Below are 20,416 nucleotides of genomic sequence, written 5' to 3'. Positions count from 1 at the left end.
GGCACAATAATAAGATTAACCTAATCATAGAGGTGAGATATAAATGAATATCTTTATGACAAGCGGTACCTACGATTTCCTAAAGAGAATTAAAGATAAGCACCCCAAGGAAACAATACTCCTCCTGCAGAATAATGAGGGGGCATTATTGGTCCATGAAACGGCGAATAAAACCGTGTTTAGTGTTCCTAGATCTTATGAGGTTCTGAAATCCGAAGGTATTTTGGAGAATTCCGGATTTTTAATATTACATCATATACCTGTCATGGATGATGACAAACCAGTATTTGAATTTCGATTTAAATCTGAAAAAACCTCCTTAAATGAAAATCCTGGCTTCATTGCTTTACGGGTGTTACGGCCACTTAAATCAAATACTTATATCATTTTTACTTTATGGAGGAGCGAAAAAGCCTATATGGGTTGGGAAACTTCCCCTTCCTATCAATCATTCTTTCAAGGAGCAAAATCATCTACAGCTCAACCTCAAATCTTTATGGGTGCATCCTATATTTCGAAGTTTTATATTCCCACTGAGGAAGATAGAATATAATCCGTTCTAAACTATAAAACAGACCCTTCCAATTTAAAAAATATGGAAGAGTCTGTTTTTACTTACGATTTATTCGATTAACGCCATTTTTTCTTAAAAACTCATATATAATAAGTCCCATAAGGACCCAAGCTAAGCCTAGAGCATAGCCCGAAACTACATCCGATGGGTAATGAACTTGTAAGACGATACGGCTAACTCCTAGCATGATTATCATCAAAATTGCAAGGAACATCACTAGCCATTTTCCGGCTCGTGACTGGATATTACTAACGAGGAAGTAAGCAATCAATACATACAAAACAACCCCCATCATCGCATGTCCACTTGGAAAGCTAAAACTTTTTACATGAACGATGTGCTCAATCTCCGGACGTGGGCGTGCAGTAGTATCTTTAACATAATCGTTTAGCAAAGCCCCAGTTGCGATTGTTAAGGTGAACACAGCCATACCGACATAGTCCCTTTTTTTCATCCATAATAGTAATATAACTGCAAGTGCTATTAATCCAATTCCCTTTGAGGAACCTATCAAATTAAGGGCTTTGAAAAACGGATAAGAGTTTTCCTTAAATAGACTTAACAAAAACGAATTCACATTTTGATCGAAACGTAATGGCTCTCCGCTTCTTACCGCTAAGGCAAAATAAATGAAAATACAAGCGGAAATGACTATCAATACATATGTAACAAGCGACTTTCTGAATTCCAAATTTACCTTTCCCTCTTTCTGCTAACCTTTTTTACACACGTCCCTTATTTTAGCAAAAACATTCACTCCTATTCAACAACAGTGTTATAATATTCAAAATACATATAAGAGGAGAGTGGCTATGCTTAATAAATTATTTGCCAAACTAGAAACTTATTATGAAGAAATGGTTTCAATAAGACGCTATTTACACCAGCATCCTGAGCTTTCCTTTAAGGAAGTGAAAACAGCAAATTATATTAAATCCTACTATGAAAAATTAGGAATTGAAGTCCGAGGCAATGTCGGCGGAAATGGTGTTGTTGCTAAGATTTATGGAAGCAAACCGGGAAAAACAGTCGCTTTAAGAGCCGACTTTGATGCCCTTCCGATTCAAGATGAAAAGGATGTGCCGTACAAATCTCTTGTACCAGGTGTTATGCATGCTTGCGGACACGATGGCCATACTGCTACATTGCTCGTTCTCGCCAAATCACTTCATGAAATGCGGGAAGAGCTCCAAGGTACATATGTGATGATCCATCAGCATGCTGAGGAATTTGCACCAGGCGGGGCTATTTCTATGATTGAAGATGGGTGTTTAGAAGGTGTCGATGTCATATTTGGCACACATTTATGGGCTTCAGAGTCAACTGGTACCATTCAATATCGAGTTGGTCCAGTAATGGCAGCAGCAGATCGTTTTGAAATTACGATTCAGGGAAAAGGCGGTCATGGAGCACAGCCGCATAGAACGAAGGATGCAATTGTTACGGCTTCTCAGCTAGTCGTGAACTTGCAGCAAATTGTCAGCAGAAAAGTCAATCCCATTGATTCTGCTGTTGTAACGGTCGGCTACTTTATTGCAGAAAATGCCTTTAATGTCATTGCTGATAAAGTAAAACTTGGCGGGACCGTTCGTACTTTTAATGAAGAAGTCCGTACCAATATTGAAAAAGAAATTGAACGGATTGTAAAAGGAACATGCTACACAGCGGATAGCACATACGATTACTTGTATGCAAGAGGATACCCGGCTGTTGTTAATCACAAAGACGAAACAGAATTCCTTATCAATTGCGCACTAAATATTGAAGAAGTAACTGAAGTGGTAGAAACAGAACCGCAAATGGGCGGAGAAGACTTTGCTTATTATCTTCAGCATGTAAAAGGAACATTCTTCTTCACCGGTGCGAAGCCAGAAAATACAGATGAAAATTATCCACATCACCATCCTAAATTTGATATCGATGAAAAAGCAATGCTACTCGCGGCCAAAACACTTGGCTCTGCTGCATTAAATTGTCATACTATAAAAAATGAAGACAGCGGTGCAGAGGTCTTAAACTAAAAACAAAAACAGCCTCAAAGCTAATAAAGCTTTGGGGCTGTTTTCAATACTCGCATCCGATACGCATTTTTCGCTGTTTCACCAAGATGCTCCATTAAGTTATTGTTCGCAAAAGCACCTACAGCCGCTCCAATGCCTGGAACTAGCTGAAGCATTTTGACAAAATCGATGTAATCCCGATATTCCTGCTGAAATTCTCTCCAGTCCATTTCAGCAATCTCAGCTTTTCTCGCATCCCATTCTTCAACAATCCCAAAAGTAGCCCTTCTCTTTTCATCGCTTGAAAAAGCCAGCTTGAACACATGAAGCAGGAATAACCGTTCTTCATATTCATCTGTATCAAACCCGTAGATGGCTGCGGCTTCAAAGAGAAATTTCATTTTTATTGTTAAAAGTAGCGGAAAGTCAGCTAAACCAAGAATAAAACCTCCAGCTCCAGTCCCTGCACCCTCGATAATTGCTGTTTTTTTATAGGACGAAAATTTTTCAGAAAACTGTTTATCCATTTCCTTTAAAGAATGGCCTGTGAATTGTTTTTTTCTCGTTGTTAAATTTGAGCCGACAAGTGTTGCCTTTACCATCTTTTTAATACTGTCTGTCAGGATTTGATGAGCCTTTTCCGGGATTAGGCTATTCACCTTTGTTTGTGCTTTTTTTGATAAGCGATTTAACATCCCAGATTTTTTTAATAGTTTTTGTTTCCACTCTTCTATCTCTTTATATGCTTGCAATTCATATTCATTCATAAGCTACCCATCCTTTTCTTTCCTTCTATTAAATACGGTAAGGAGAATGAATGGTTTCAGTTTTTTTCAAAAGAAAGTATAACTTTTCTCGAGTTTGAGAACTGTCTAGCTCCAGCGCCTACCCCCTCGAGGTCACAAGCCAATCCTCCCAGAAAGGTAAAGTACACCTTTCCGAGAGGCTCGTCTTGTGCTTGTCGGGGGTGAACAAGGCGCTTGCGCTTTTCTCATGACTTCAGTCTCTTTGTTATATATACATTTGTAAATAAGTAAGCAAATCCTATTCCGGCTATTAGAGTAATGATAGCTGCCATCACATCGCCTTTTAATAAAATCGCTATGGCTAATAAAATAGTTTGTAAATATAAAACCATTAAAAGCAGTCGCTTAAAGGCTTTTTCTTTCATCTCCTCCCTGATCGGATAAAGCATGATCCAAAGTTTATTTTGATAATGGTTCCAAAGAGGAAGTAATTGAAAACCTGTTAAATAAATAAAAAGCAGCGCAATGAAGGCTTGACCTAATCCAAAGGAAATAAAATAAAAAACACCAATACAAATGAGAGTTAATCGGACATATAATCCGAAGTAATCACCTGCCCGCAGAAAGGTCCTTACATAAAGATGGCTAAAAGTATCCTGTTGTGCAAAGGATAGTCTGCTGAACACCCAATCAAGCCATTTACGCCTCTTAACATGATCCCTTAGCTTCGGAACATCGGTAAATAAATTGGCTAGCCGATAAAAAGAAGTCATTCTTCTCTCTTCCATCTCGATTAGATACTCCCATTTCAAACCTTTATCCCTTGTATTTCTCTGATAGAAGAATAATAATCCCATTAATAACACGACCTCTGGAATCAGAAAAATAATCTTGGCATTCGAAAAGAGAAAGAAAAGGAAAACCGTATTGATCGCATATCTTACAAACGAGTCAATGATATGAACTTTTGTTTCAACAAAATACTGAACCTTCCAGCGGATAATGACATTCAGCACTTTTATTATTAAAATCACGAATAAAAAAGGCATAAACTTATCAAAGTTCCCGTCATTCACCCTTGCGTACATTGGTATAAAAACACCAAGACCAAGAAAAATAAGATATGCATGTACGGCATAGCTCACTGTGATTGAGCGGAAGAAATAGCGTGAGAGCTTGCTTTCTAACGGAAGCAGAAATATTTTGTCTGCCTCAGATAGAAATGTACTAATCGGACTGTAAGTTAACAGTAATCCAATCACAACAGCCATAATGGCCGCTGCCGGAAATTGCTCAGGAATTGTTTTTAACCACTCCTGGTAATAATAAGCCGCCGTTCCAAGTAAAAAAATCAAGACAATAACTATGTGACCATTAAGTATATATCGTGAATAACGAGAAAACTCCTTCATTCTTTGATTGAACCGCTCTCTCCACAGCTTTTTCTCATCAAACATAATTTTCTTCCTTTGTAAGCGCAATATAAATATCATCTAATGTAGCTTCCGGCATAGAGAACTGCTCCCTTAGTTCATTTAATGTACCTTTTGCCCGAATCTTTCCCTCATGTAATATGACAAAGCGGTCACAATATCTTTCCGCAGTTGCCAAAATATGAGTGGACATTAATATTCCCGCACCGTTTTCTTTCATTTTCTTCATTAAATCAAGAAGGGATTGAATACCAAGCGGATCAAGCCCGACAAAAGGTTCATCGACAATATAAAGGTCCGGCTGAACTAAAAAAGCACACATGATCATCACCTTTTGTTTCATTCCTTTTGAAAAGTGAGCAGGAAACCACTTAAGCCTTTTTTCCATGCGGAATTCCTTAAGAAGCTTGTCCGCCCTTTCCATATAATCCTCGCGTTTCAACCCATAGGCCATCGCTGTTATTTTCAGATGTTCTTCTAAAGTCAATTCATCATATAATATCGGTGTTTCTGGCACAAAGGTAAACTGCTTTCGGTATGCTTCCTTATCTTGATGAAATCTATTTCCATTTATTGTGATTGATCCGCTATGCGGCTCCATTAACCCGATCACATGCTTAATCGTTGTACTTTTTCCGGCACCATTTAAACCAATTAAACCAACAAGTTCTTTTTCATATACCTCAAAAGATATATCTTTTAACACGGGATTTTTCGTGTATCCGCCCGTCACATTTTCAATTTGCAAAAGAGCCATGTTAAAAACGTCCTTCCCTATTTACTATCCCCATTGTAAAAAACACTTGCTCCAATTGTCCAATTTGCTCATCCATTTTATTAAAAAATCTTTTCTAAAACATGTATATGAAAATCCCATGCGGGTATTCTAATTTATGAAGGGGAAACAAGCTATTTGATAACTTAAAGAATTATCAAATTTTGAAATGAGGTGTCTGTCGCAGACAATGAACATTTCAATATAGGCTAAGCTTCAAACGTTTAAAAATAAGGGGATGGTTACATTGGGCAATGTTCTAATTAACCAAGAAGATCAAAGCGAATAACAACACTACACTTAAAAAATGAGGTGTTTGTTAAAGACAATATCCAGCTTTATACGTTTTAGCAAAAACTTATAAAGAATTGGGGATGGTCAGCTTGAACAATGATCGCATCTCTCTAAAAGTAAACACAATCATTCAATAAATGAGGTGTTTATCAAAGGGAATGACCTGAATTAGAAACGTATTTAATAGAAGCAATCCCCTTCATGAAGGCGGGATCCCTTAGCGGATCCTGCCTTTTATCCGTTTATTAATTATGGTATTATAGGTAAAATATGAATAATCATGGGAGAAGGAGTGTTTTTAAGTGAGCAATTGTATTTTCTGCAAAATTGTGAATGGAGAGATTCCCTCAGCAAAGGTGTTTGAAAATGAGCATGTATTAGCCTTTCTTGATATTAGCCAGGTAACAAAAGGGCATACATTAGTAATACCAAAAATACATAATGAAAATATTTTTGATATGAATGCTGAAACAGCGAGAACGCTTTTTGAAGCAGTTCCGCAAATTGCAAATGCAATTAAAGAGGATTGCGAACCTTTAGGTATGAATATTTTGCAGAATAACGGCAAGGACGCTGGGCAGGAAGTATTCCATTTCCATATGCACCTAATCCCACGTTATGGCAAAGGAGATGGCTTTGGCGCTGTCTGGAAAACACATAATTCTGAATATAGCCCAGAGGCTTTACAAGAAATAGCAAAAGGAATTAATAGTAGAATCGGAACGAAATAAAAAAGAGTATAATTATCCACGAACTTAAAGGGTCTCTTCCAACATTTTGGAAGGCCCTTTTTATATTTTTTCAACTGTCACATTTTTATATTTTTTTCGGAAAGTTCCTAATTCCTTCTGTACAAATGATTTTTTTTTGTTACCATAAGATTATCTTTTTAACTCATTACAGCGTTAAGGCAAATTGTCGACTTAACTTATTCTTTTTGGAGGGACTACTATGAAAAGGGCATTTAATTTTAATGCGGGACCAGCTGCTCTACCGATATCAGTTTTACAAGAAGCAGAGAAGAATTGGCTTAATTATAACGGCAGTGGCATGGCTGTTATGGAATTAAGTCACAGAAGCAAAGAATATGAAGCGATTCATCAAAAAGCACAAGATTTATTAAGAAGCATCCTATCGATTCCAGACAGTTTTGAAGTTCTGTTCCTTCAAGGCGGAGCAAGTCTGCAATTTTCAATGGTTCCAATGAATTTGATTACAGAAGGAAAGGTAGGAAATTATGTTTTAACTGGTGTTTTTGCTGACAAAGCATTACAGGAAGCCGAAAAAATTGGGCAAACTCATGTGGCTGCCTCAAGTAAGAATGAAAATTATCGTTTCATACCTACTGGTCATGACATTGAGCTTTCAAAGGAAGCAGCTTATCTTCATATTACAAGCAATAATACGATTTATGGCACTCAGTGGAGTCAATTTCCTTCCAATAAGGAAGTTCCTTTAATTGCTGATATGTCTAGTGATATTTTAAGTAAAGCAATCAATATTGAGGATTTCGATCTTATATATGCCGGGGCACAAAAAAACATGGGACCATCCGGAGTTACAGTTGTGATTATGAATAAAGAACTCCTCTCCCATTCAAATAGTTCACTGCCAACCATGCTTAATTACAATACTTTCGCAAAAAATAATTCTCTTTACAACACACCTCCAACCTTAGCCATCTATTTGTTAAAGCTTGTCCTTGAGTGGGTCCAGCAAGAGGGCGGATTGCCAGTCATCGAGAAGAGAAACGAAGAGAAAGCGAAAATCCTTTACGATTGTATAGACGAAAGTGAAGGATTCTATATTGGACACGCTGAGAGAGACTGCAGATCCAAGATGAATGTTACCTTTAATTTAAAAGATGAGGAAGCTTCAAAAAGTTTCCTCCTGCAAGCTAAAGAAGCTGGCTTCATTGGCTTGAACGGACACCGTTCTGTTGGAGGCTGCCGTGCGTCGATTTATAACGCTATCCCAGTTGAACATGTTGAGCAGCTTGCGAAGTTTATGAAAACATTTAAAAATAATTATTAACTGAAAAATTACTCTTTAATATAAATCAATGTATGGTATAATAAGTGCAAGTTTCTTGCTGCAGGCAACGAGTGCACTGCAGAAGAAACAAATATTAATAGCTTAGTATAGCAGAGGAGAAGATGAGAAATGAATACGAAAAATCTTGTAGCCCTAGCCCTTTTAGTTGGGATGGGGACAGTATTGCATGCAGTTGTTCCGGGATTCTTTTTTGGAATGAAGCCAGATATGATGTTAACAATGATGTTTATTGGAATTATTCTTTTTCCAAATAAAAAGAGTGTGTTGCTTCTTAGTTTAGTAACAGGAATTATAGCTGGTTTAACAACTACATTCCCTGGTGGCCTAATTCCAAATATCATTGATAAACCGATTACTGCATTTGTATTCTTAGGATTATTCTTAGCTTTAAAGAAATTCCAAAAGTCCATTGTTAGTGCTGCCATTCTTACAGCGGTGTGTACGATTGTATCTGGGATTGTATTCTTATCGTCAGCTTTATTTATCGTCGGTTTGCCTGGACCATTCACTGCTTTATTCGCAGCAGTTGTTTTGCCAACAGCTGCAGTTAATACGATCGTAATGGTTGTTCTATATCCAGTGGCGCTTTCAATTGTGAAGAGAACAAAACTAAATGATTCAACAGTCGTTGTTACAAAATAATGGCGCAGATGGTAAGCTTATTGATTAATAACGTGAAACAAAAACCCGCTTCATTAATGAACTGCACCCCAATTGTTAGACACCATCTAACAATTGGAGGTGCAGTTTTTCTATGGCCAAATTTACTACAGAAGATAAATTAAAAGCAGTTCAACGCTATTTAAATGGAAGTGAGAGTTCATCTGAAATAGCTAAATCTTTAGGGACCGATCATAAAGCAATCCTAAAATGGGTCAAACAATACGAATATAATGGTGTTGAAGCTTTTATTAAGCCTTGTAAAAATTACACACAACAGTTTAAACTAGACGTATTAAATTACATGATTGAACATGGTACGTCCTTAAATGAAACGGCAGCGATATTTAGGATTCCTGCCCCTTCAACAATTATTGCTTGGAGAAAACTATTTGAAACACAAGGATTTGATGCCCTTCAATCAAAGAAAAAGGGGCGTTTATCCATGAAAAAGGAATCCAATCAACAACCTAAACCAGAACCGGTCAAAGGCTCTACTGAAGCACTTGAAGCACGTATTAAACAACTGGAAATGGAAAACGAGTATTTAAAAAAGTTGAATGCCTTAGTTCAAAACAAGGAAAAATCACCAAACAAGACAAAGCGCAAGTAATCTATGAATTAAGGCATAAATATCCGGTGAAAGCACTCGTGGAACTCGCTGGTATTCCACGCAGCACGTATTATGATCTAGTGAAGCGAATGGGTCAACCAGATCCAGATGCCGATTTGAAAGTGGAAATCAAAGCGATTTATGAAGAACACGAAGGTCGTTATGGGTACCGTCGTATTCGTGATGAGCTAGTGAACCGTGGGCAAAAAGTGAATCATAAGAAGGTTCAACGTATCATGAAAGAGTTAGGTTTAAAGTGCTTAGTGCGAATGAAAAAATATAAATCATATAAAGGTACGGTTGGTAAAATTGCGCCTAATATATTAGACCGCAATTTTACCGCAGATGCCCCAAATGAAAAATGGGTAACAGACATTACGGAATTTAAATTATTTGGTGAAAAACTCTATTTATCGCCTGTTTTAGACTTGTTTAATGGAGAAATAATTACATATACAATTGGTTCTAGACCAACGTATTCACTAGTTTCAGATATGTTGGAGAAAGCTTTAGTGCGCTTGCCAGAGGACCACCAGCTACTGATGCATTCAGATCAAGGCTGGCATTATCAAATGAAGAAATATCGGCATGCGCTTGAGTCCAGGGGCATTGTACAAAGTATGTCTCGTAAAGGAAACTGTTATGACAACTCGGTGATGGAGAACTTCTTTGGTATTATGAAGTCGGAATTCCTCTACTTAAAGGAATTTGAAAGTGTAGAACATTTTAAATTAGAATTAGAAAAATATATCAATTACTATAATACGAAACGGATGAAGGCAAAATTAAAAATGAGTCCGGTGCAATACCGAACTCATTTTACTCAAGCTGCCTGATGAAATAACCGTGTCTAACTTTTTGGGGTCACTTCATAATAAGCGGGTTTTTACTTTATTGCAAACTATACATAAAGGCACCCAGTAACATTAAAACAATCCCTCCGGCTCCTAAAGCAGCTGCTCTTTTTTTCAATATATATTTAGGCGGGTAAAAACCTGGCTTTCTCATAGCTAGCATGAAATATACGCCACCGGTAATCAGAACGGCCCCAATTGTAATAAATCCTGTTGTTATCCCTGACATGCGGACCCCCTCACTTTCTTATAGCAAGCATATAATCTCTTTTCTTTATCTTTATGCTACAATCCCTGCTCGTATGTAAAAGGAAGTAATGATTGGTTCATACTAAAATAAAAATGGCTTTCATTATTCTTTGTCGATATGTTTAAATCCGTAGTAAAATTGGTATTAATGGGAAAGTGAGTCGAAGTGTCCGAAAAAACAGGGGAATAAGCAATTCTATGAGGTGATAAAATGAAAGCAAAATCATTACTTATCGGTTTTTTTATTGGCGGTTCTGCTTCAGGAATTAGTACTTTATTAACAGCACCAAATTCCGGAAAAGAAACGAGACAAAATTTAATAGAAAATGTAAAAAATATACAGAAACAAATGGCTGAACTGAAAAGTCAGATCATTGATTTAAAGGATACGGCTGTAAGAGCCAGTAAAGAAGGTAAAGTCATCATTGCTGAATTTTCATCAGATGTGATAACGATGGTTGATGAATGGAAGCGAGATATCCAATCCAACCAGCAAATCCTTCATAAGGAAATTCATGTGATTGAAGAGGCTATTTCAGATCTAGAAAATAGTTTAGATCTCAAAAATTATAAAAAATAATCATTTCAAAAAAAATCCTTTTTTATTTTAATAAAAAGAAGGATTTTTTCATTTTAAGCCGAAAATAAATATATTAATAAAGTGACATTGCCCAACCTTCATTTTTTAAGTTTGTCCTTAGTTTCGAAAAAATTTTTTCAAGAAATCATTAGTTGTTTCATTACCTTGAAGAAAAATAGCTATAAGAAGTAATTTCTAAAAATTTAGTAAATTTTTTTCTTTATTAATTTTTACTTTATTGGCATAATGAATATAGAGAACTAGAAAAGTAGGTGAATAGTTTTATGACAGAAAAAATGTATTCAATGAAGGAAGCGATGATTTTCAGCCAAAGAGTTGCTCAACTTAGTAAAGCCTTATGGAAATCCATCGAAAAAGATTGGCAGCAATGGATTAAGCCCTTTGATTTAAACATCAATGAGCACCATATATTATGGATTGCCTATCACTTAAAAGGGGCATCTATTTCTGATGTGGCTAAGTTTGGGGTAATGCATGTATCAACAGCATTTAACTTCTCCAAAAAGCTTGAAGAGCGCGGTTTACTAAAATTTTCAAAAAAGGAAAGCGACAAAAGAAATACGTATATCCAGATTACTGAAGAAGGCGAAAATGTTTTATTGCAATTAATGGAGACATACGACCCAGATCAATATGCAGTGTTCTCAGGAGCAAGACCTTTAAGAGAGCTTTATGGAAAGTTTCCAGAAATCATTGAAATTATGGCTATAGTGAGAAATATATATGGAGAGGACTTTATGGAGATTTTTGAAAAATCATTTAATAATATTGAAAATGATTTCATAGAGGAAGATGGAAAGCTGCTGAAAAATGAAAGCACTCTTCAGGAATCAGTATAATCTTTAAGGATATTTCACAAATTCGGACATCAGAGAAGAAAATAAACCTTGTGCTAAACATGCTTGGACAACTTCCTTAGGTTCAAGATTCTTATGTAAGCCATATTTAAATTTATTGTAAAGCGGATGAAAGTAGACAAACCCTTCCGCTTTTTGTTCTTCTAATTCCATGCTCAATTCTTCACAAAGTCTGAAGAAATCTTTAACTTCCCTTTCAGTTAACGACTTTTCAACAATTAATTTAAAAAATTCCAAATTTCTATTTTCAATTACCTTTAATAAAAGCTTCTGGTGATATTCTAACTTATTCATTCTTTTCATTACCTCATTTATATCCATTACTTCCCTATTCCCCCTGACTGTGTTTTATACCGCTATCGCACGCAGTCTAGACCAACTGCCTCTAGTTTTTAATCATCTATTATTTAAACATAAACCGTACCACAATTCGACAAAATCCATGTTTTTTTCCTATTGATTTTTTTAAACATTAAGCGTAAAGTATCTTAGTAAGTTTGAAGAAAAAGATTTTAGAAGAATCTTTTCCTGCAAAGATTTCTATTTTAATTTCAATATTCCTTCAAGAACTATTTTCTCCTTATGGAGGTATGATACCATGAATTCATGGAAGACGATTAACTTTTCTAGACAGTATGGCTCACAAAGACTTTTCATTTTGTCTTCATTAACTATGTTACTGACATTTATTTTTGTATATGTGCCTGCGCAGTTTTTATTTAAGGCACATTCATACCATGACAATTATTTTTACTTATTAATTCTTGGTCTCTTGCTTATTTACCCGCTTCATAAACTTTTTCACTTTTTACCATTAGCACACCACGTAAATAAAGTAAAAAAGGAATTATCATTAAAATATGGCTTTTTACCTTTCATTCAAATAAAGGTTTTTGAACCGATTTCAAAATGGCAATTTATTTTTGCGCTTTTTGCACCTTTTATCGTAATTAATAGTATTTTGATTTTTGCTTGTTATATGTACCCTCATTATTTACATTATTTTACCATCATTCTAGCTTATCATGTTGGACTATGTCTCTCCGATTTTATTTGTGTAAAGAATGTGCTTTTCGCACCGAATTGTTCATATATTGAAGAGAATGATGATGGAATTGAAATATTGCTGCACAAAAAATGATAACAAAATTGTGTAATAGATAAAAAGGTATCCGATAATGGATGCCTTTTTCAGGAATTTGATAAAACCAAGTTTTCACTAGTCTTAAAGACTATCTTTTTTCCGGATTTTTTGTTATTGTAAATAACATACAATCGGATTTAGGCTGTCTGAAATGCTATTTACGCGAATAGCCCAGACCCTACCTTTTTTCTTCATAAATGTAAAGGAGGGAATCTTCGGTGATCTCCATTTTTTTTATTATTTTTGCCGTCTTTATCCTATTTAATATTAACAAAATGACCAACTCGCTTTGTCTCCAGAAGGAAATCCCTGAGGAGCGACAGCCTACAGTGTTTAGAACGATTAATATTTTAATTACAATTCTTCTCATATCATCATTTGTAGAGATTCTTTATGCTTAAATGATGCAGAAAACCGGCGGGAATATACTCCCCGCCGGTTTTTCATTTTAGGATGGATGATTCTTTATGTCATTCATTAAAGCCAAGATGCTCCAATGATGATTAATAGGATAAATAAAACAACGATTAAGGCAAATCCGCCTCCGAATCCGTGTCCAGCTCCTTTTGACATATTGCATCCTCCTTTCCCGCAAGCAAAACAGTTATCTTAGAACCAAGAAGCGCCAACAATTATTAATAAGATGAAAAGCACTACTATTAGTGCAAATCCACCACCGAAACCAGCACCCATGAGACACCCTCCTTTCATGTTGCTAAAATATACTATTCAACGAACACCTTATTCGATTAGGCACTTGTCATCATAATCCGAAAATAATTGGGTTAAATCTTTAGTGCTTTGAAAAAGTGTCTTTGTAGTATATGACTTCACCTAAATTAGGGATAGACAGCTACCTAGACAGGTGAGAAAATCCAAATGAATTTTTTAACTTCCATAGGTTATTGTTTTTGTTCTACAATTCATTTGTGGTATAGTAGGTTTTATGAAATTAGTAATTGAAATAAATTTTCCTAGGAGTGTCTAACATGAAGAAATGGATTATTTCCCTCACATTAACAGCTGGGGTCTTAGGCTTAACTGCTTGCAATGGTAATAATAATGCGAGTGATTCAGATGTAGTAGTGCAAACAAAAGCTGGTGACATTACAAAGGACGAGCTTTATGACGCAATGAAAGAAAAAACTGGCGAGGCAGTTCTTCGTGAACTTGTCTATGAAAAGGTCCTATCAAAAAATTACAATGTATCTGATGAGGAACTAAATGAAAAAATTGACGAGCTTAAAGAGCAGCTCGGTCCCAATTTCGAAATGGCCCTTCTTCAATATGGCTATAAAGATGAAGATGAGCTAAAGGACACCTTTAGAACTGGCTTAATGCAGGAAAAGGCGGCAATTAAAGATATTAAGGTGACTGAAGAGGAAGTAAAGGAATACTACGAAAATTACAAGCCTCAAATTAAGGCTAGACATATTCTTGTAGAAGATGAGAAAACAGCTAATGAAGTAAAGAAAAAGCTTGATGAAGGTGCTAAGTTTGAGGATTTAGCGAAGGAATATTCTACAGACACTGGCTCAGCAGCAAATGGCGGAGATCTTGGGTGGTTTGGACCGGGAAGAATGGTTCCGGAATTTGAAAATGCATCATATGCGTTAGAAGTTAATGAAATTAGTGCACCTGTAAAATCACAGCATGGATACCATATTATCCAAGTAACAGAGAAAAAAGATAAAAAATCTTTTGATGAAATGAAAGAGAAAATGGAATATGAAATAAAGGTTTCTCAGCTTGATGCGGATAAAATTCAGAAAGCAATGGAACGTGAATTGAAGGATGCAAACGTGAAGGTAAACGATAAGGATTTAAAGAACATTTTAGAAAATTCTGAAGCTGCTCAGCAATAATTAACAAATATTGACCCCAAACAGCATGTATAGTAAATAACTATATGCACTGTAAGGGGTCTATACTTTTTTGTGCCTGTCTAACCTAATGACTGCTGACTAGTTCTTCTTTTCTCTCTTTCCTTTTCAATCCTCTCAATATAAACCCTGCCTTCAAGCTCAATGCTTTCATTTTCTGCCTTTCGTTCTTCTCTTCCTGCCTTAATCGCCATATAGGCACTAAGGAGAATTCCAACGGCAATAAAATATACCCAAAATGGAATGATCATGACAATCAACACCCTTCTATTTGTCTAGCTTCAGCGATAATCATCGCAGGAACAATTGTCCTTTGATTGTTCCGAAGGCGCTTACGCTTTTTTATTGAATGGTTGTCCCACTCTCTTATAAAATATTTATGTCTTTAATAATAGAATTATGAATGAACAGTAAAAAATCGTCCTGCCAAATGGGAAGGACGATTTTTTTATTATTTATGGAAAACAGGCTTATAGAATGATCTATTATCAAGTGCAAAAACTCTTTCAGTAAATTCACCTGGTTTTACCCGTTCTAAAGCACGGTCGAGCATGTTCATTTTTGCATCTAGATTGTCAATATAATGCAGAATTTCTGCCTCTTTTATGAGCGGAGGTTTCGGGCTTCCCCATTCTGCCTTCCCGTGATGAGAAAGGACCAAATGCTGCAGAATGAGTACTTCCTCTCCTGTTATTGATAGCTCATCAGCTGCTTTGCCAATTTCAGTGACCATAATCGTTATGTGGCCAAGTAAATTGCCTTCTATCGTATAAACGGTAGAAATTGGACCTGATAGCTCAATGACCTTCCCTAAGTCATGAAGAATAATTCCTGAATATAAGAGATCTTTATCCAGACTAGGATAAAGGCCTGCTATTGCCTTTGCCAAATCAAGCATAGAAACTACATGATAGGCTAGACCTGAAACAAATTCATGATGATTTTTCGTTGCTGCCGGATATTCCAAAAATGCCTGCTGGTGCTTTTTTAATAAATGACGCGTAATTCTCTGCAGATTTGGATTTTGCATTTCAAAAATGTATTGAGTAATTTTACTAATCATTTCATCCGTACTTAATGGAGCTGTTTCAAGAAAATCAGCCAGTTTAACAGAATCACTTGCGGATGCTGGGCGTATTTGTTTAATTCTGAGCTGATTGCGCCCCCGATAGTTTAGTATATCTCCTGAAACTTTAACAATCGTTTCCGGTACATAGATCTTTTCATCACCGTCAGACACATCCCAAAGCTTAGCTTCTATTTCTCCGCTCTGATCTTGAAAAATAAGGGTTAAAAAAGGTTTTCCATTACTCGCAATTCCTTTTGTTGCATTTTTTATCAGTAAAAAAAGTTCGATATGTTCACCAACATCATAATAAACAATTCCTTTTGGCATAGGTGGTCCGATGCTCCTTTCTTTCTATTAAAATAGTATATCATAGACAATAAATGTCTAACAGAAATCAATAGAGAACCCATTGATTCCCTTTAATTTAGTGGCGTTCTCATCTCTTTACCTACTTCAACGACCTGATCGTCTAAGAAATAGGTCAATAAATGCTGATGGCAAGTAAAAAACAGAACCTGCCGTCCTTTTAATCTCTTAAGCAAATGAATAACTTTCCTTGTTCGGTGTTGGTCAAAATTGACGAAGCTGTCATCAATAATAATCGGAAAAGGGAACTTTCCATAAATGGTCACAGCTAAAGCCAGCCTTAATGACACGTAAACCTGTTCAGCTGTCGCCTGGCTTAGCTCATTGGCTTCAAATAATTGCTGATCCTTCCTCTGTAAAAGAAATCCGCTTCCCTCTTGTTTTGGAAATATTTTTATATATTTACCATCTGTTAAATATTCCAAGTACTCCTCTGCCTTTTCCAGCATTCTTGGAAGCCGCTCGTTTTTAAAGCGTTCAATCGTATGATTTAACATATCCTTTGCCGCCGCAAACTTCACCCATTCACGTGCCCCCATGTCTAATTCTGAATGCTTTTGTTTATAGAGATGCAGTAACTCAGCATGAGTACCGCCTTCTTCTAACAATTGGATTTCATATTTTACCTTAGCCATGTCGCTTTGCAATAAAGGTATTTTTTCTTCTAGCATTTTATGCTGTGTTGCATAGCTATATAATCGCTCATCTAAATCGGCAATTTCCTGAAACAATTCCATTTCCTGTTCATTTAACGTGGCAATCTTTAACTGCCTCTGCAAATGAAGCAATTGTTCCTCAAGCATCCGTTTTCTTTCATCCATTTTACCAGCTTCCCGGAAAGACTTTTCATCTGATACAAATGCCTGCTGATATAGCTCTCCCTTTGACCGATTAAAATGATCCCATTGGAGCTGATATTTCTGCCTTTCTTCCTTTAGCTCAATTAGCTTTGCCTTTCTTCCTTCATGAGCCAAATTCTTTTCCATTTCTTCCTTTAAGCGATTTCTTAACGTATAAGCCCTTTCTTGAATACTGGAATAAGACATACCTAAGAATTCATTACTTAGATGCTCAATAGCCTCAACTATATCATTCTTTTTTCCCGTAACTAAATGTTGCCTATCAATAGCCTTTTTCTTTTCACGATAAAGCTTTTTTAGCTGTTCTATTAGCTCAAAGGCCTCAGATAAATAAGCAAGAGCAATTTCTCCAGGTAATAAAAGGCCTTCTCCAAGTTCGATTATTTCCCTTTCAGCCTTAACCATTTCATTTTCCCAAGTTTCATAATCCATTAATACCCTTTCATATTGGGCATTTCTTTCTGTCCATTGGATTTTGAAATGAGTCAGCTGTTCCAAAAGATTCTTATCTCTACCAAAGACATTGTCCGCATTAGCCGATTTCTTATTAAATAAATAAATTGAAAAAATAATTCCAAAGGCACCAAGCAAAATCATTGGTAATTTTGATTCTAATATCCCCCAAGCAATCAAGACGGAAAAAAGTATCGAAAATATTATGAATTGAGTCCTTTCTTGAACTCTTTTTCTCCGCATCTTGTCTTTAAGAGCTTTTCTTTCTGTTTCAGACTGAAGCTGTTTTTCATTATTCTTTATTTTATCTTCGATTTCCTCAAGCAATTGCTTTTCACTATTAAATCTTTCATCAAGTTCATGCTTTTTCAAGTCCAGCCGCCGATATTTTTCCTGGCCGCTTTTGACTTTTTCCTTCATAAAGACACTTGTATTAATGGAGAATAACTCTTCATCTTCTATAGTCAAATGAAGCTTTTCTCTTAAACTTAATTCCTCTTCCCTTAGCTGTGTACATCTGTCTTGCAGTTCCTTTTCTTCCTGTTCAAGCCTTTCATATAATGACAGGCTTTCAACAGCTGAATTTATTTTCTGTTCCTCACCCAGCATATTGAAATCAGGTGCGTTATTTTTAATTTCATCTTCTAAAATTTTCAGACGATTAGTATGGCTGGATATTTGCCCTTCCAAAGGCTTCATCAGTTCTTCAAGTCGATCTAATTTTGAAAGACCATCGATAGGAAATGGAATATCCATATAGTTGTTTAATTCTTCGATTATTGATACTTCCTCTAGCTTGAGCGGCTGAATCTGTCTCCAGGCTTCTAATTTTAGTTTCAACGAATGCAGCTGGGCTAATTCAGCTTGTGTTTCTGTCAGATCTATTTCTAAACGGTCTTTTTCACTCTGCAGCTTCCAGTATTGCTCATTTTGCTGTTCAGCCTTTTTTAATTCATTGCGCAGATGCTTTAGCTCTTTTAGCTTTTCATTTAAGTATGGTTTTTTGCCATTTGGTTTAAAGCGGCTATCCATTTCCTTTTGCAGTGTGTTTTCAGTACGAATAAGCTGATCTGTTCCTAAAGCCCCAGCTGAGAATAAGTATTTTCCAAGATCCTCCCCCTTCATCCTATGTACATTTTGAATACCATGAATATTAAATGAAAAAATCGATTGAAATAAGGTTTTATCAACACGATGGAGAAGGTCCCTAAGGAGTTCTTCTCCTCCTTTTGTACCATCCTCAAGCATCACAATTACATTACCCGAGGCTTTTCCTATAACCCTTTCTATGACTACGATCCCTTTTTCGGCGAAGTCAACCGTCATTCTCCCACCGTATTTAGCGCCCTCTTTCGGTTCATATCTAGGCTCTGATTGAAGCCTCGTTGGAAATCCAAATAAAAGACTATGAATAAATGACATAATTGTTGACTTGCCAGCCTCATTTTCTCCGAATAGAACCTGAAACTCATGCAAATTTGTCATTTTCATATCTGAAAATTTCCCAAACCCATAAATATGGATATCCTTAATCTTCATACTATCACCTCCTAATGCTTATACAATAAATTAACTAATAGTCTCTCAGCCTCTTTGGCAATCTCCCTTTTCTCCTCCTCTGATATTTGTTTTAGAAGTCTTCTAGCATCCGGATGATTATATAATGTGGAAATACTGCTATCTAAGACGTCATACTGTTCTGCAGTCATGAAAAGCTCCGCGTAAAACTCTGATTCCTTTGCCAAATGCTCACGATTCCAATCGATTTTTTCGTTAATTGTTAGACTAGAAATCCAAACAAACGCTTCTTCCTCCCCTTCATCCTCCTGCAAAGCATCTAATAAGTCTCCTTCCGTGATACTCTTCATATCCTGTTCTGGCAGATTGACAAAATCTAAGGTCATCGACACAATGATTCCTTTATTTTCTAGCCTTATTTCCTGAATCAGACTTTTGCAAATATCATATATCACTTGAAATGATGAAGCCTTTGAGACATCAACATTCACTTCCTCCCAAAGGACTGCTGAAGTTTCGATAAACTGCAGCTCAGCCTCAGTCTCTGTCAATTGAACTAAATAACATCCCTTCCACCCTGTCTCCTTCCGGTTCCTGCCTTGAATATTTCCCGAGTAAATAACTGGCGGATATGTATGGAGGGTTTGGCGTTTATGAATATGGCCAAGAGCCCAATAGTCAAAGTCCTTATGGAGTAAATCCTTGAGAGAAAAGGGAGCATATTTATCGTGTTCGTTATTTCCTTCCAAATGCCCATGGAGGATCCCAATATGAAAATCCGCTCCCTGTTTCTTTTTATAATGACTAATCATTCTATCGTACACATGCCTTCTTGGGTAACTGAATCCATAAAGATGAACAGATACTTCATCCTTTACAAATCTTAATGCCTCTACCTCATGTGAGAAAACATGAACATTATTCGGCATATTTAGATGTGTCCAGTTTCCATCCAAATGATCATGATTTCCATGAACAACATAGATAGGGATATTTTTTTCTGCTAGGCGCTCCATTTCTTTACGAAATTTTATCTGGGCACGAATACTGCGATTCTCTCCATCAAATAAATCACCTGCAATAATGACAAAATCCACTTGATGAATTAAAGCATTGTCAACAACTGTCTTTAAAGCATCAAAGGTGCTGTCTTGAAGTCTGCTAAATATTTTCTGGGGCAAGTTCATTAACCCGACCATCGGGCTATCCAAATGCAAATCTGCAGCATGGATAAATGTCACCTTTTTCATGTGAAAACCTCTCGATCTTTTTCCCCTAATTTTACCCTATTTCAAATACGAATGCACGTTCTTATAGGCCGAAATTTTATAATAAGCAAATAGACTATTGTTTGATTTAATTTCTCCACTATTAAATAGATTTTAGTACATAGACTACTATCTCTAGTAGGC

Annotated in this window: 23 protein-coding genes; 11 read left to right on the top strand and 12 right to left on the bottom strand. The window is 36.2% G+C overall.

Annotation, left to right across the window (positions count from 1 at the left end):
* Nucleotides 1-43: 43 nt before the first annotated feature.
* Nucleotides 44-553: an antibiotic biosynthesis monooxygenase family protein gene (locus RRV45_RS07270; protein ID WP_315668144.1), complete on the top strand. Its 510-nt coding sequence runs from the start codon at nt 44-46 to the stop codon at nt 551-553.
* A 58-nt stretch (nt 554-611) separates the two neighbouring features.
* Here RRV45_RS07270 and RRV45_RS07265 read toward each other — a convergent pair whose 3' ends face one another.
* Entirely contained in the window at nt 612-1,265 is a 654-nt protein-coding gene (locus RRV45_RS07265; RefSeq protein ID WP_315668143.1) for a phosphatase PAP2 family protein, read from the bottom strand.
* 121 nt (nt 1,266-1,386) lie between these two features.
* Between RRV45_RS07265 and RRV45_RS07260 the strand changes: the two genes are divergently transcribed.
* Nucleotides 1,387-2,595, top strand: coding sequence for a M20 family metallopeptidase (locus RRV45_RS07260; RefSeq protein WP_315668142.1), 1,209 nt, complete (start codon nt 1,387-1,389; stop codon nt 2,593-2,595).
* A 20-nt stretch (nt 2,596-2,615) separates the two neighbouring features.
* On the opposite strand, the gene RRV45_RS07255 is transcribed toward RRV45_RS07260, so the two are convergent.
* From RRV45_RS07255 to RRV45_RS07245, 3 genes are all read right to left on the bottom strand, one after another.
* The gene (locus RRV45_RS07255) at nt 2,616-3,341 is read right to left on the bottom strand and encodes an EcsC family protein (RefSeq protein WP_315668140.1); all 726 of its coding nucleotides are present in this window, start codon (nt 3,339-3,341) and stop codon (nt 2,616-2,618) included.
* A 224-nt stretch (nt 3,342-3,565) separates the two neighbouring features.
* Entirely contained in the window at nt 3,566-4,777 is a 1,212-nt protein-coding gene (locus RRV45_RS07250) for an ABC transporter permease (RefSeq protein ID WP_315668138.1), read from the bottom strand.
* The gene (locus RRV45_RS07245) at nt 4,770-5,510 is read right to left on the bottom strand and encodes an ABC transporter ATP-binding protein (RefSeq protein WP_315668136.1); all 741 of its coding nucleotides are present in this window, start codon (nt 5,508-5,510) and stop codon (nt 4,770-4,772) included. Before RRV45_RS07245 ends, RRV45_RS07250 begins: the two co-directional genes overlap by 8 nt.
* A 614-nt stretch (nt 5,511-6,124) precedes the next feature.
* On the opposite strand from RRV45_RS07245, the gene RRV45_RS07240 reads away from it, so the two are divergent.
* The 4 genes from RRV45_RS07240 to RRV45_RS07225 all read left to right on the top strand — a co-directional run bounded on the left by RRV45_RS07240 (nt 6,125) and on the right by RRV45_RS07225 (nt 9,986).
* On the top strand, nt 6,125-6,553 hold the full coding sequence (locus tag RRV45_RS07240) for an HIT family protein (protein ID WP_315668134.1): 429 nt from the start codon (nt 6,125-6,127) through the stop codon (nt 6,551-6,553).
* Nucleotides 6,554-6,773: 220 nt separating this feature from the next.
* A complete protein-coding gene (gene serC, locus RRV45_RS07235; RefSeq protein WP_315668132.1) occupies nt 6,774-7,856 on the top strand; it encodes a 3-phosphoserine/phosphohydroxythreonine transaminase in 1,083 nt (360 codons plus the stop codon).
* 129 nt (nt 7,857-7,985) lie between these two features.
* Nucleotides 7,986-8,519, top strand: coding sequence for a tryptophan transporter (locus RRV45_RS07230; protein WP_315668131.1), 534 nt, complete (start codon nt 7,986-7,988; stop codon nt 8,517-8,519).
* A 112-nt stretch (nt 8,520-8,631) separates the two neighbouring features.
* Nucleotides 8,632-9,986 (top strand): IS3 family transposase gene (locus RRV45_RS07225; RefSeq protein ID WP_315668129.1). Its coding sequence is split into 2 segments (ribosomal slippage): nt 8,632-9,085 and nt 9,085-9,986, totalling 1,356 coding nucleotides; the frame shifts between segments, so codons are not numbered across the junction.
* Nucleotides 9,987-10,041: 55 nt separating this feature from the next.
* On the opposite strand, the gene RRV45_RS07220 is transcribed toward RRV45_RS07225, so the two are convergent.
* Entirely contained in the window at nt 10,042-10,233 is a 192-nt protein-coding gene (locus RRV45_RS07220) for a hypothetical protein (protein ID WP_315668128.1), read from the bottom strand.
* 231 nt (nt 10,234-10,464) lie between these two features.
* Between RRV45_RS07220 and RRV45_RS07215 the strand changes: the two genes are divergently transcribed.
* Together RRV45_RS07215 and RRV45_RS07210 are read left to right on the top strand one after the other, a co-directional pair.
* Nucleotides 10,465-10,833 carry a YtxH domain-containing protein gene (locus RRV45_RS07215; protein WP_315668127.1) on the top strand — a complete coding sequence of 123 codons (369 nt, stop codon included), beginning with the start codon at nt 10,465-10,467 and terminating at the stop codon, nt 10,831-10,833.
* Between the two features lie 284 nt (nt 10,834-11,117).
* Nucleotides 11,118-11,693, top strand: a complete 576-nt coding sequence (locus RRV45_RS07210; protein WP_315668126.1) for an HTH-type transcriptional regulator Hpr — start codon at nt 11,118-11,120, stop codon at nt 11,691-11,693.
* Nucleotides 11,694-11,696: 3 nt separating this feature from the next.
* Here RRV45_RS07210 and RRV45_RS07205 read toward each other — a convergent pair whose 3' ends face one another.
* Entirely contained in the window at nt 11,697-12,032 is a 336-nt protein-coding gene (locus tag RRV45_RS07205) for a DUF1878 family protein (protein WP_315668125.1), read from the bottom strand.
* A gap of 277 nt (nt 12,033-12,309) precedes the next feature.
* On the opposite strand from RRV45_RS07205, the gene RRV45_RS07200 reads away from it, so the two are divergent.
* Both RRV45_RS07200 and RRV45_RS07195 read left to right on the top strand, forming a co-directional pair.
* Nucleotides 12,310-12,852 carry a DUF3267 domain-containing protein gene (locus tag RRV45_RS07200; protein WP_315668124.1) on the top strand — a complete coding sequence of 181 codons (543 nt, stop codon included), beginning with the start codon at nt 12,310-12,312 and terminating at the stop codon, nt 12,850-12,852.
* 221 nt (nt 12,853-13,073) lie between these two features.
* Nucleotides 13,074-13,256 carry a hypothetical protein gene (locus tag RRV45_RS07195; protein ID WP_315668123.1) on the top strand — a complete coding sequence of 61 codons (183 nt, stop codon included), beginning with the start codon at nt 13,074-13,076 and terminating at the stop codon, nt 13,254-13,256.
* A gap of 76 nt (nt 13,257-13,332) precedes the next feature.
* Here the strand turns inward: RRV45_RS07195 and RRV45_RS07190 are convergent, their stop codons facing one another.
* Both RRV45_RS07190 and RRV45_RS07185 read right to left on the bottom strand, forming a co-directional pair.
* A complete protein-coding gene (locus tag RRV45_RS07190) occupies nt 13,333-13,428 on the bottom strand; it encodes a YjcZ family sporulation protein (RefSeq protein ID WP_315668122.1) in 96 nt (31 codons plus the stop codon).
* Between the two features lie 36 nt (nt 13,429-13,464).
* Nucleotides 13,465-13,566 (bottom strand): YjcZ family sporulation protein, encoded by a 102-nt coding sequence (locus RRV45_RS07185; RefSeq protein WP_315668121.1) that lies wholly within the window; start codon nt 13,564-13,566, stop codon nt 13,465-13,467.
* 278 nt (nt 13,567-13,844) lie between these two features.
* Between RRV45_RS07185 and RRV45_RS07180 the strand changes: the two genes are divergently transcribed.
* Nucleotides 13,845-14,720 (top strand): peptidylprolyl isomerase, encoded by an 876-nt coding sequence (locus RRV45_RS07180; RefSeq protein WP_315668120.1) that lies wholly within the window; start codon nt 13,845-13,847, stop codon nt 14,718-14,720.
* Nucleotides 14,721-14,800: 80 nt separating this feature from the next.
* On the opposite strand, the gene RRV45_RS07175 is transcribed toward RRV45_RS07180, so the two are convergent.
* The 4 genes from RRV45_RS07175 to RRV45_RS07160 form a co-directional block, all read right to left on the bottom strand.
* The gene (locus RRV45_RS07175; RefSeq protein WP_315668119.1) at nt 14,801-14,989 is read right to left on the bottom strand and encodes a sporulation YhaL family protein; all 189 of its coding nucleotides are present in this window, start codon (nt 14,987-14,989) and stop codon (nt 14,801-14,803) included.
* A gap of 200 nt (nt 14,990-15,189) precedes the next feature.
* Complete coding sequence (gene yhaM / locus RRV45_RS07170; RefSeq protein WP_315668118.1) at nt 15,190-16,134, bottom strand: 3'-5' exoribonuclease YhaM; 945 nt, start codon at nt 16,132-16,134, stop codon at nt 15,190-15,192.
* 92 nt (nt 16,135-16,226) lie between these two features.
* Complete coding sequence (locus RRV45_RS07165) at nt 16,227-19,025, bottom strand: ATP-binding protein (protein WP_315668117.1); 2,799 nt, start codon at nt 19,023-19,025, stop codon at nt 16,227-16,229.
* A gap of 11 nt (nt 19,026-19,036) precedes the next feature.
* Entirely contained in the window at nt 19,037-20,254 is a 1,218-nt protein-coding gene (locus RRV45_RS07160) for a metallophosphoesterase family protein (RefSeq protein ID WP_315668116.1), read from the bottom strand.
* Between the last annotated feature and the right edge of the window lie 162 nt (nt 20,255-20,416).

Source organism: Bacillus sp. DTU_2020_1000418_1_SI_GHA_SEK_038, assembly GCF_032341175.1.
Taxonomy (GTDB): domain Bacteria; phylum Bacillota; class Bacilli; order Bacillales; family Cytobacillaceae; genus Cytobacillus.
Note: the sequence above shows the minus strand (reverse complement) of the source record. Positions and strands in the feature narration are given on the sequence as shown.

What these genes read in the sequence shown, in the direction of transcription:
- RRV45_RS07270 (WP_315668144.1), top strand. Translation starts at nt 44, where the DNA reads ATGAATATCTTTATGACAAGCGGTACCTACGATTTCCTAAAGAGAATT.
- RRV45_RS07260 (WP_315668142.1), top strand. Translation starts at nt 1,387, where the DNA reads ATGCTTAATAAATTATTTGCCAAACTAGAAACTTATTATGAAGAAATG.
- RRV45_RS07255 (WP_315668140.1), bottom strand. Translation starts at nt 3,341, where the DNA reads ATGAATGAATATGAATTGCAAGCATATAAAGAGATAGAAGAGTGGAAA.
- RRV45_RS07250 (WP_315668138.1), bottom strand. Translation starts at nt 4,777, where the DNA reads ATGTTTGATGAGAAAAAGCTGTGGAGAGAGCGGTTCAATCAAAGAATG.
- RRV45_RS07245 (WP_315668136.1), bottom strand. Translation starts at nt 5,510, where the DNA reads ATGGCTCTTTTGCAAATTGAAAATGTGACGGGCGGATACACGAAAAAT.
- serC (WP_315668132.1), top strand. Translation starts at nt 6,774, where the DNA reads ATGAAAAGGGCATTTAATTTTAATGCGGGACCAGCTGCTCTACCGATA.
- RRV45_RS07230 (WP_315668131.1), top strand. Translation starts at nt 7,986, where the DNA reads ATGAATACGAAAAATCTTGTAGCCCTAGCCCTTTTAGTTGGGATGGGG.
- RRV45_RS07220 (WP_315668128.1), bottom strand. Translation starts at nt 10,233, where the DNA reads ATGTCAGGGATAACAACAGGATTTATTACAATTGGGGCCGTTCTGATT.
- RRV45_RS07215 (WP_315668127.1), top strand. Translation starts at nt 10,465, where the DNA reads ATGAAAGCAAAATCATTACTTATCGGTTTTTTTATTGGCGGTTCTGCT.
- RRV45_RS07210 (WP_315668126.1), top strand. Translation starts at nt 11,118, where the DNA reads ATGACAGAAAAAATGTATTCAATGAAGGAAGCGATGATTTTCAGCCAA.
- RRV45_RS07205 (WP_315668125.1), bottom strand. Translation starts at nt 12,032, where the DNA reads ATGGATATAAATGAGGTAATGAAAAGAATGAATAAGTTAGAATATCAC.
- RRV45_RS07200 (WP_315668124.1), top strand. Translation starts at nt 12,310, where the DNA reads ATGAATTCATGGAAGACGATTAACTTTTCTAGACAGTATGGCTCACAA.
- RRV45_RS07190 (WP_315668122.1), bottom strand. Translation starts at nt 13,428, where the DNA reads ATGTCAAAAGGAGCTGGACACGGATTCGGAGGCGGATTTGCCTTAATC.
- RRV45_RS07185 (WP_315668121.1), bottom strand. Translation starts at nt 13,566, where the DNA reads ATGAAAGGAGGGTGTCTCATGGGTGCTGGTTTCGGTGGTGGATTTGCA.
- RRV45_RS07180 (WP_315668120.1), top strand. Translation starts at nt 13,845, where the DNA reads ATGAAGAAATGGATTATTTCCCTCACATTAACAGCTGGGGTCTTAGGC.
- RRV45_RS07175 (WP_315668119.1), bottom strand. Translation starts at nt 14,989, where the DNA reads ATGATCATTCCATTTTGGGTATATTTTATTGCCGTTGGAATTCTCCTT.
- yhaM (WP_315668118.1), bottom strand. Translation starts at nt 16,134, where the DNA reads ATGCCAAAAGGAATTGTTTATTATGATGTTGGTGAACATATCGAACTT.
- RRV45_RS07165 (WP_315668117.1), bottom strand. Translation starts at nt 19,025, where the DNA reads ATGAAGATTAAGGATATCCATATTTATGGGTTTGGGAAATTTTCAGAT.
- RRV45_RS07160 (WP_315668116.1), bottom strand. Translation starts at nt 20,254, where the DNA reads ATGAAAAAGGTGACATTTATCCATGCTGCAGATTTGCATTTGGATAGC.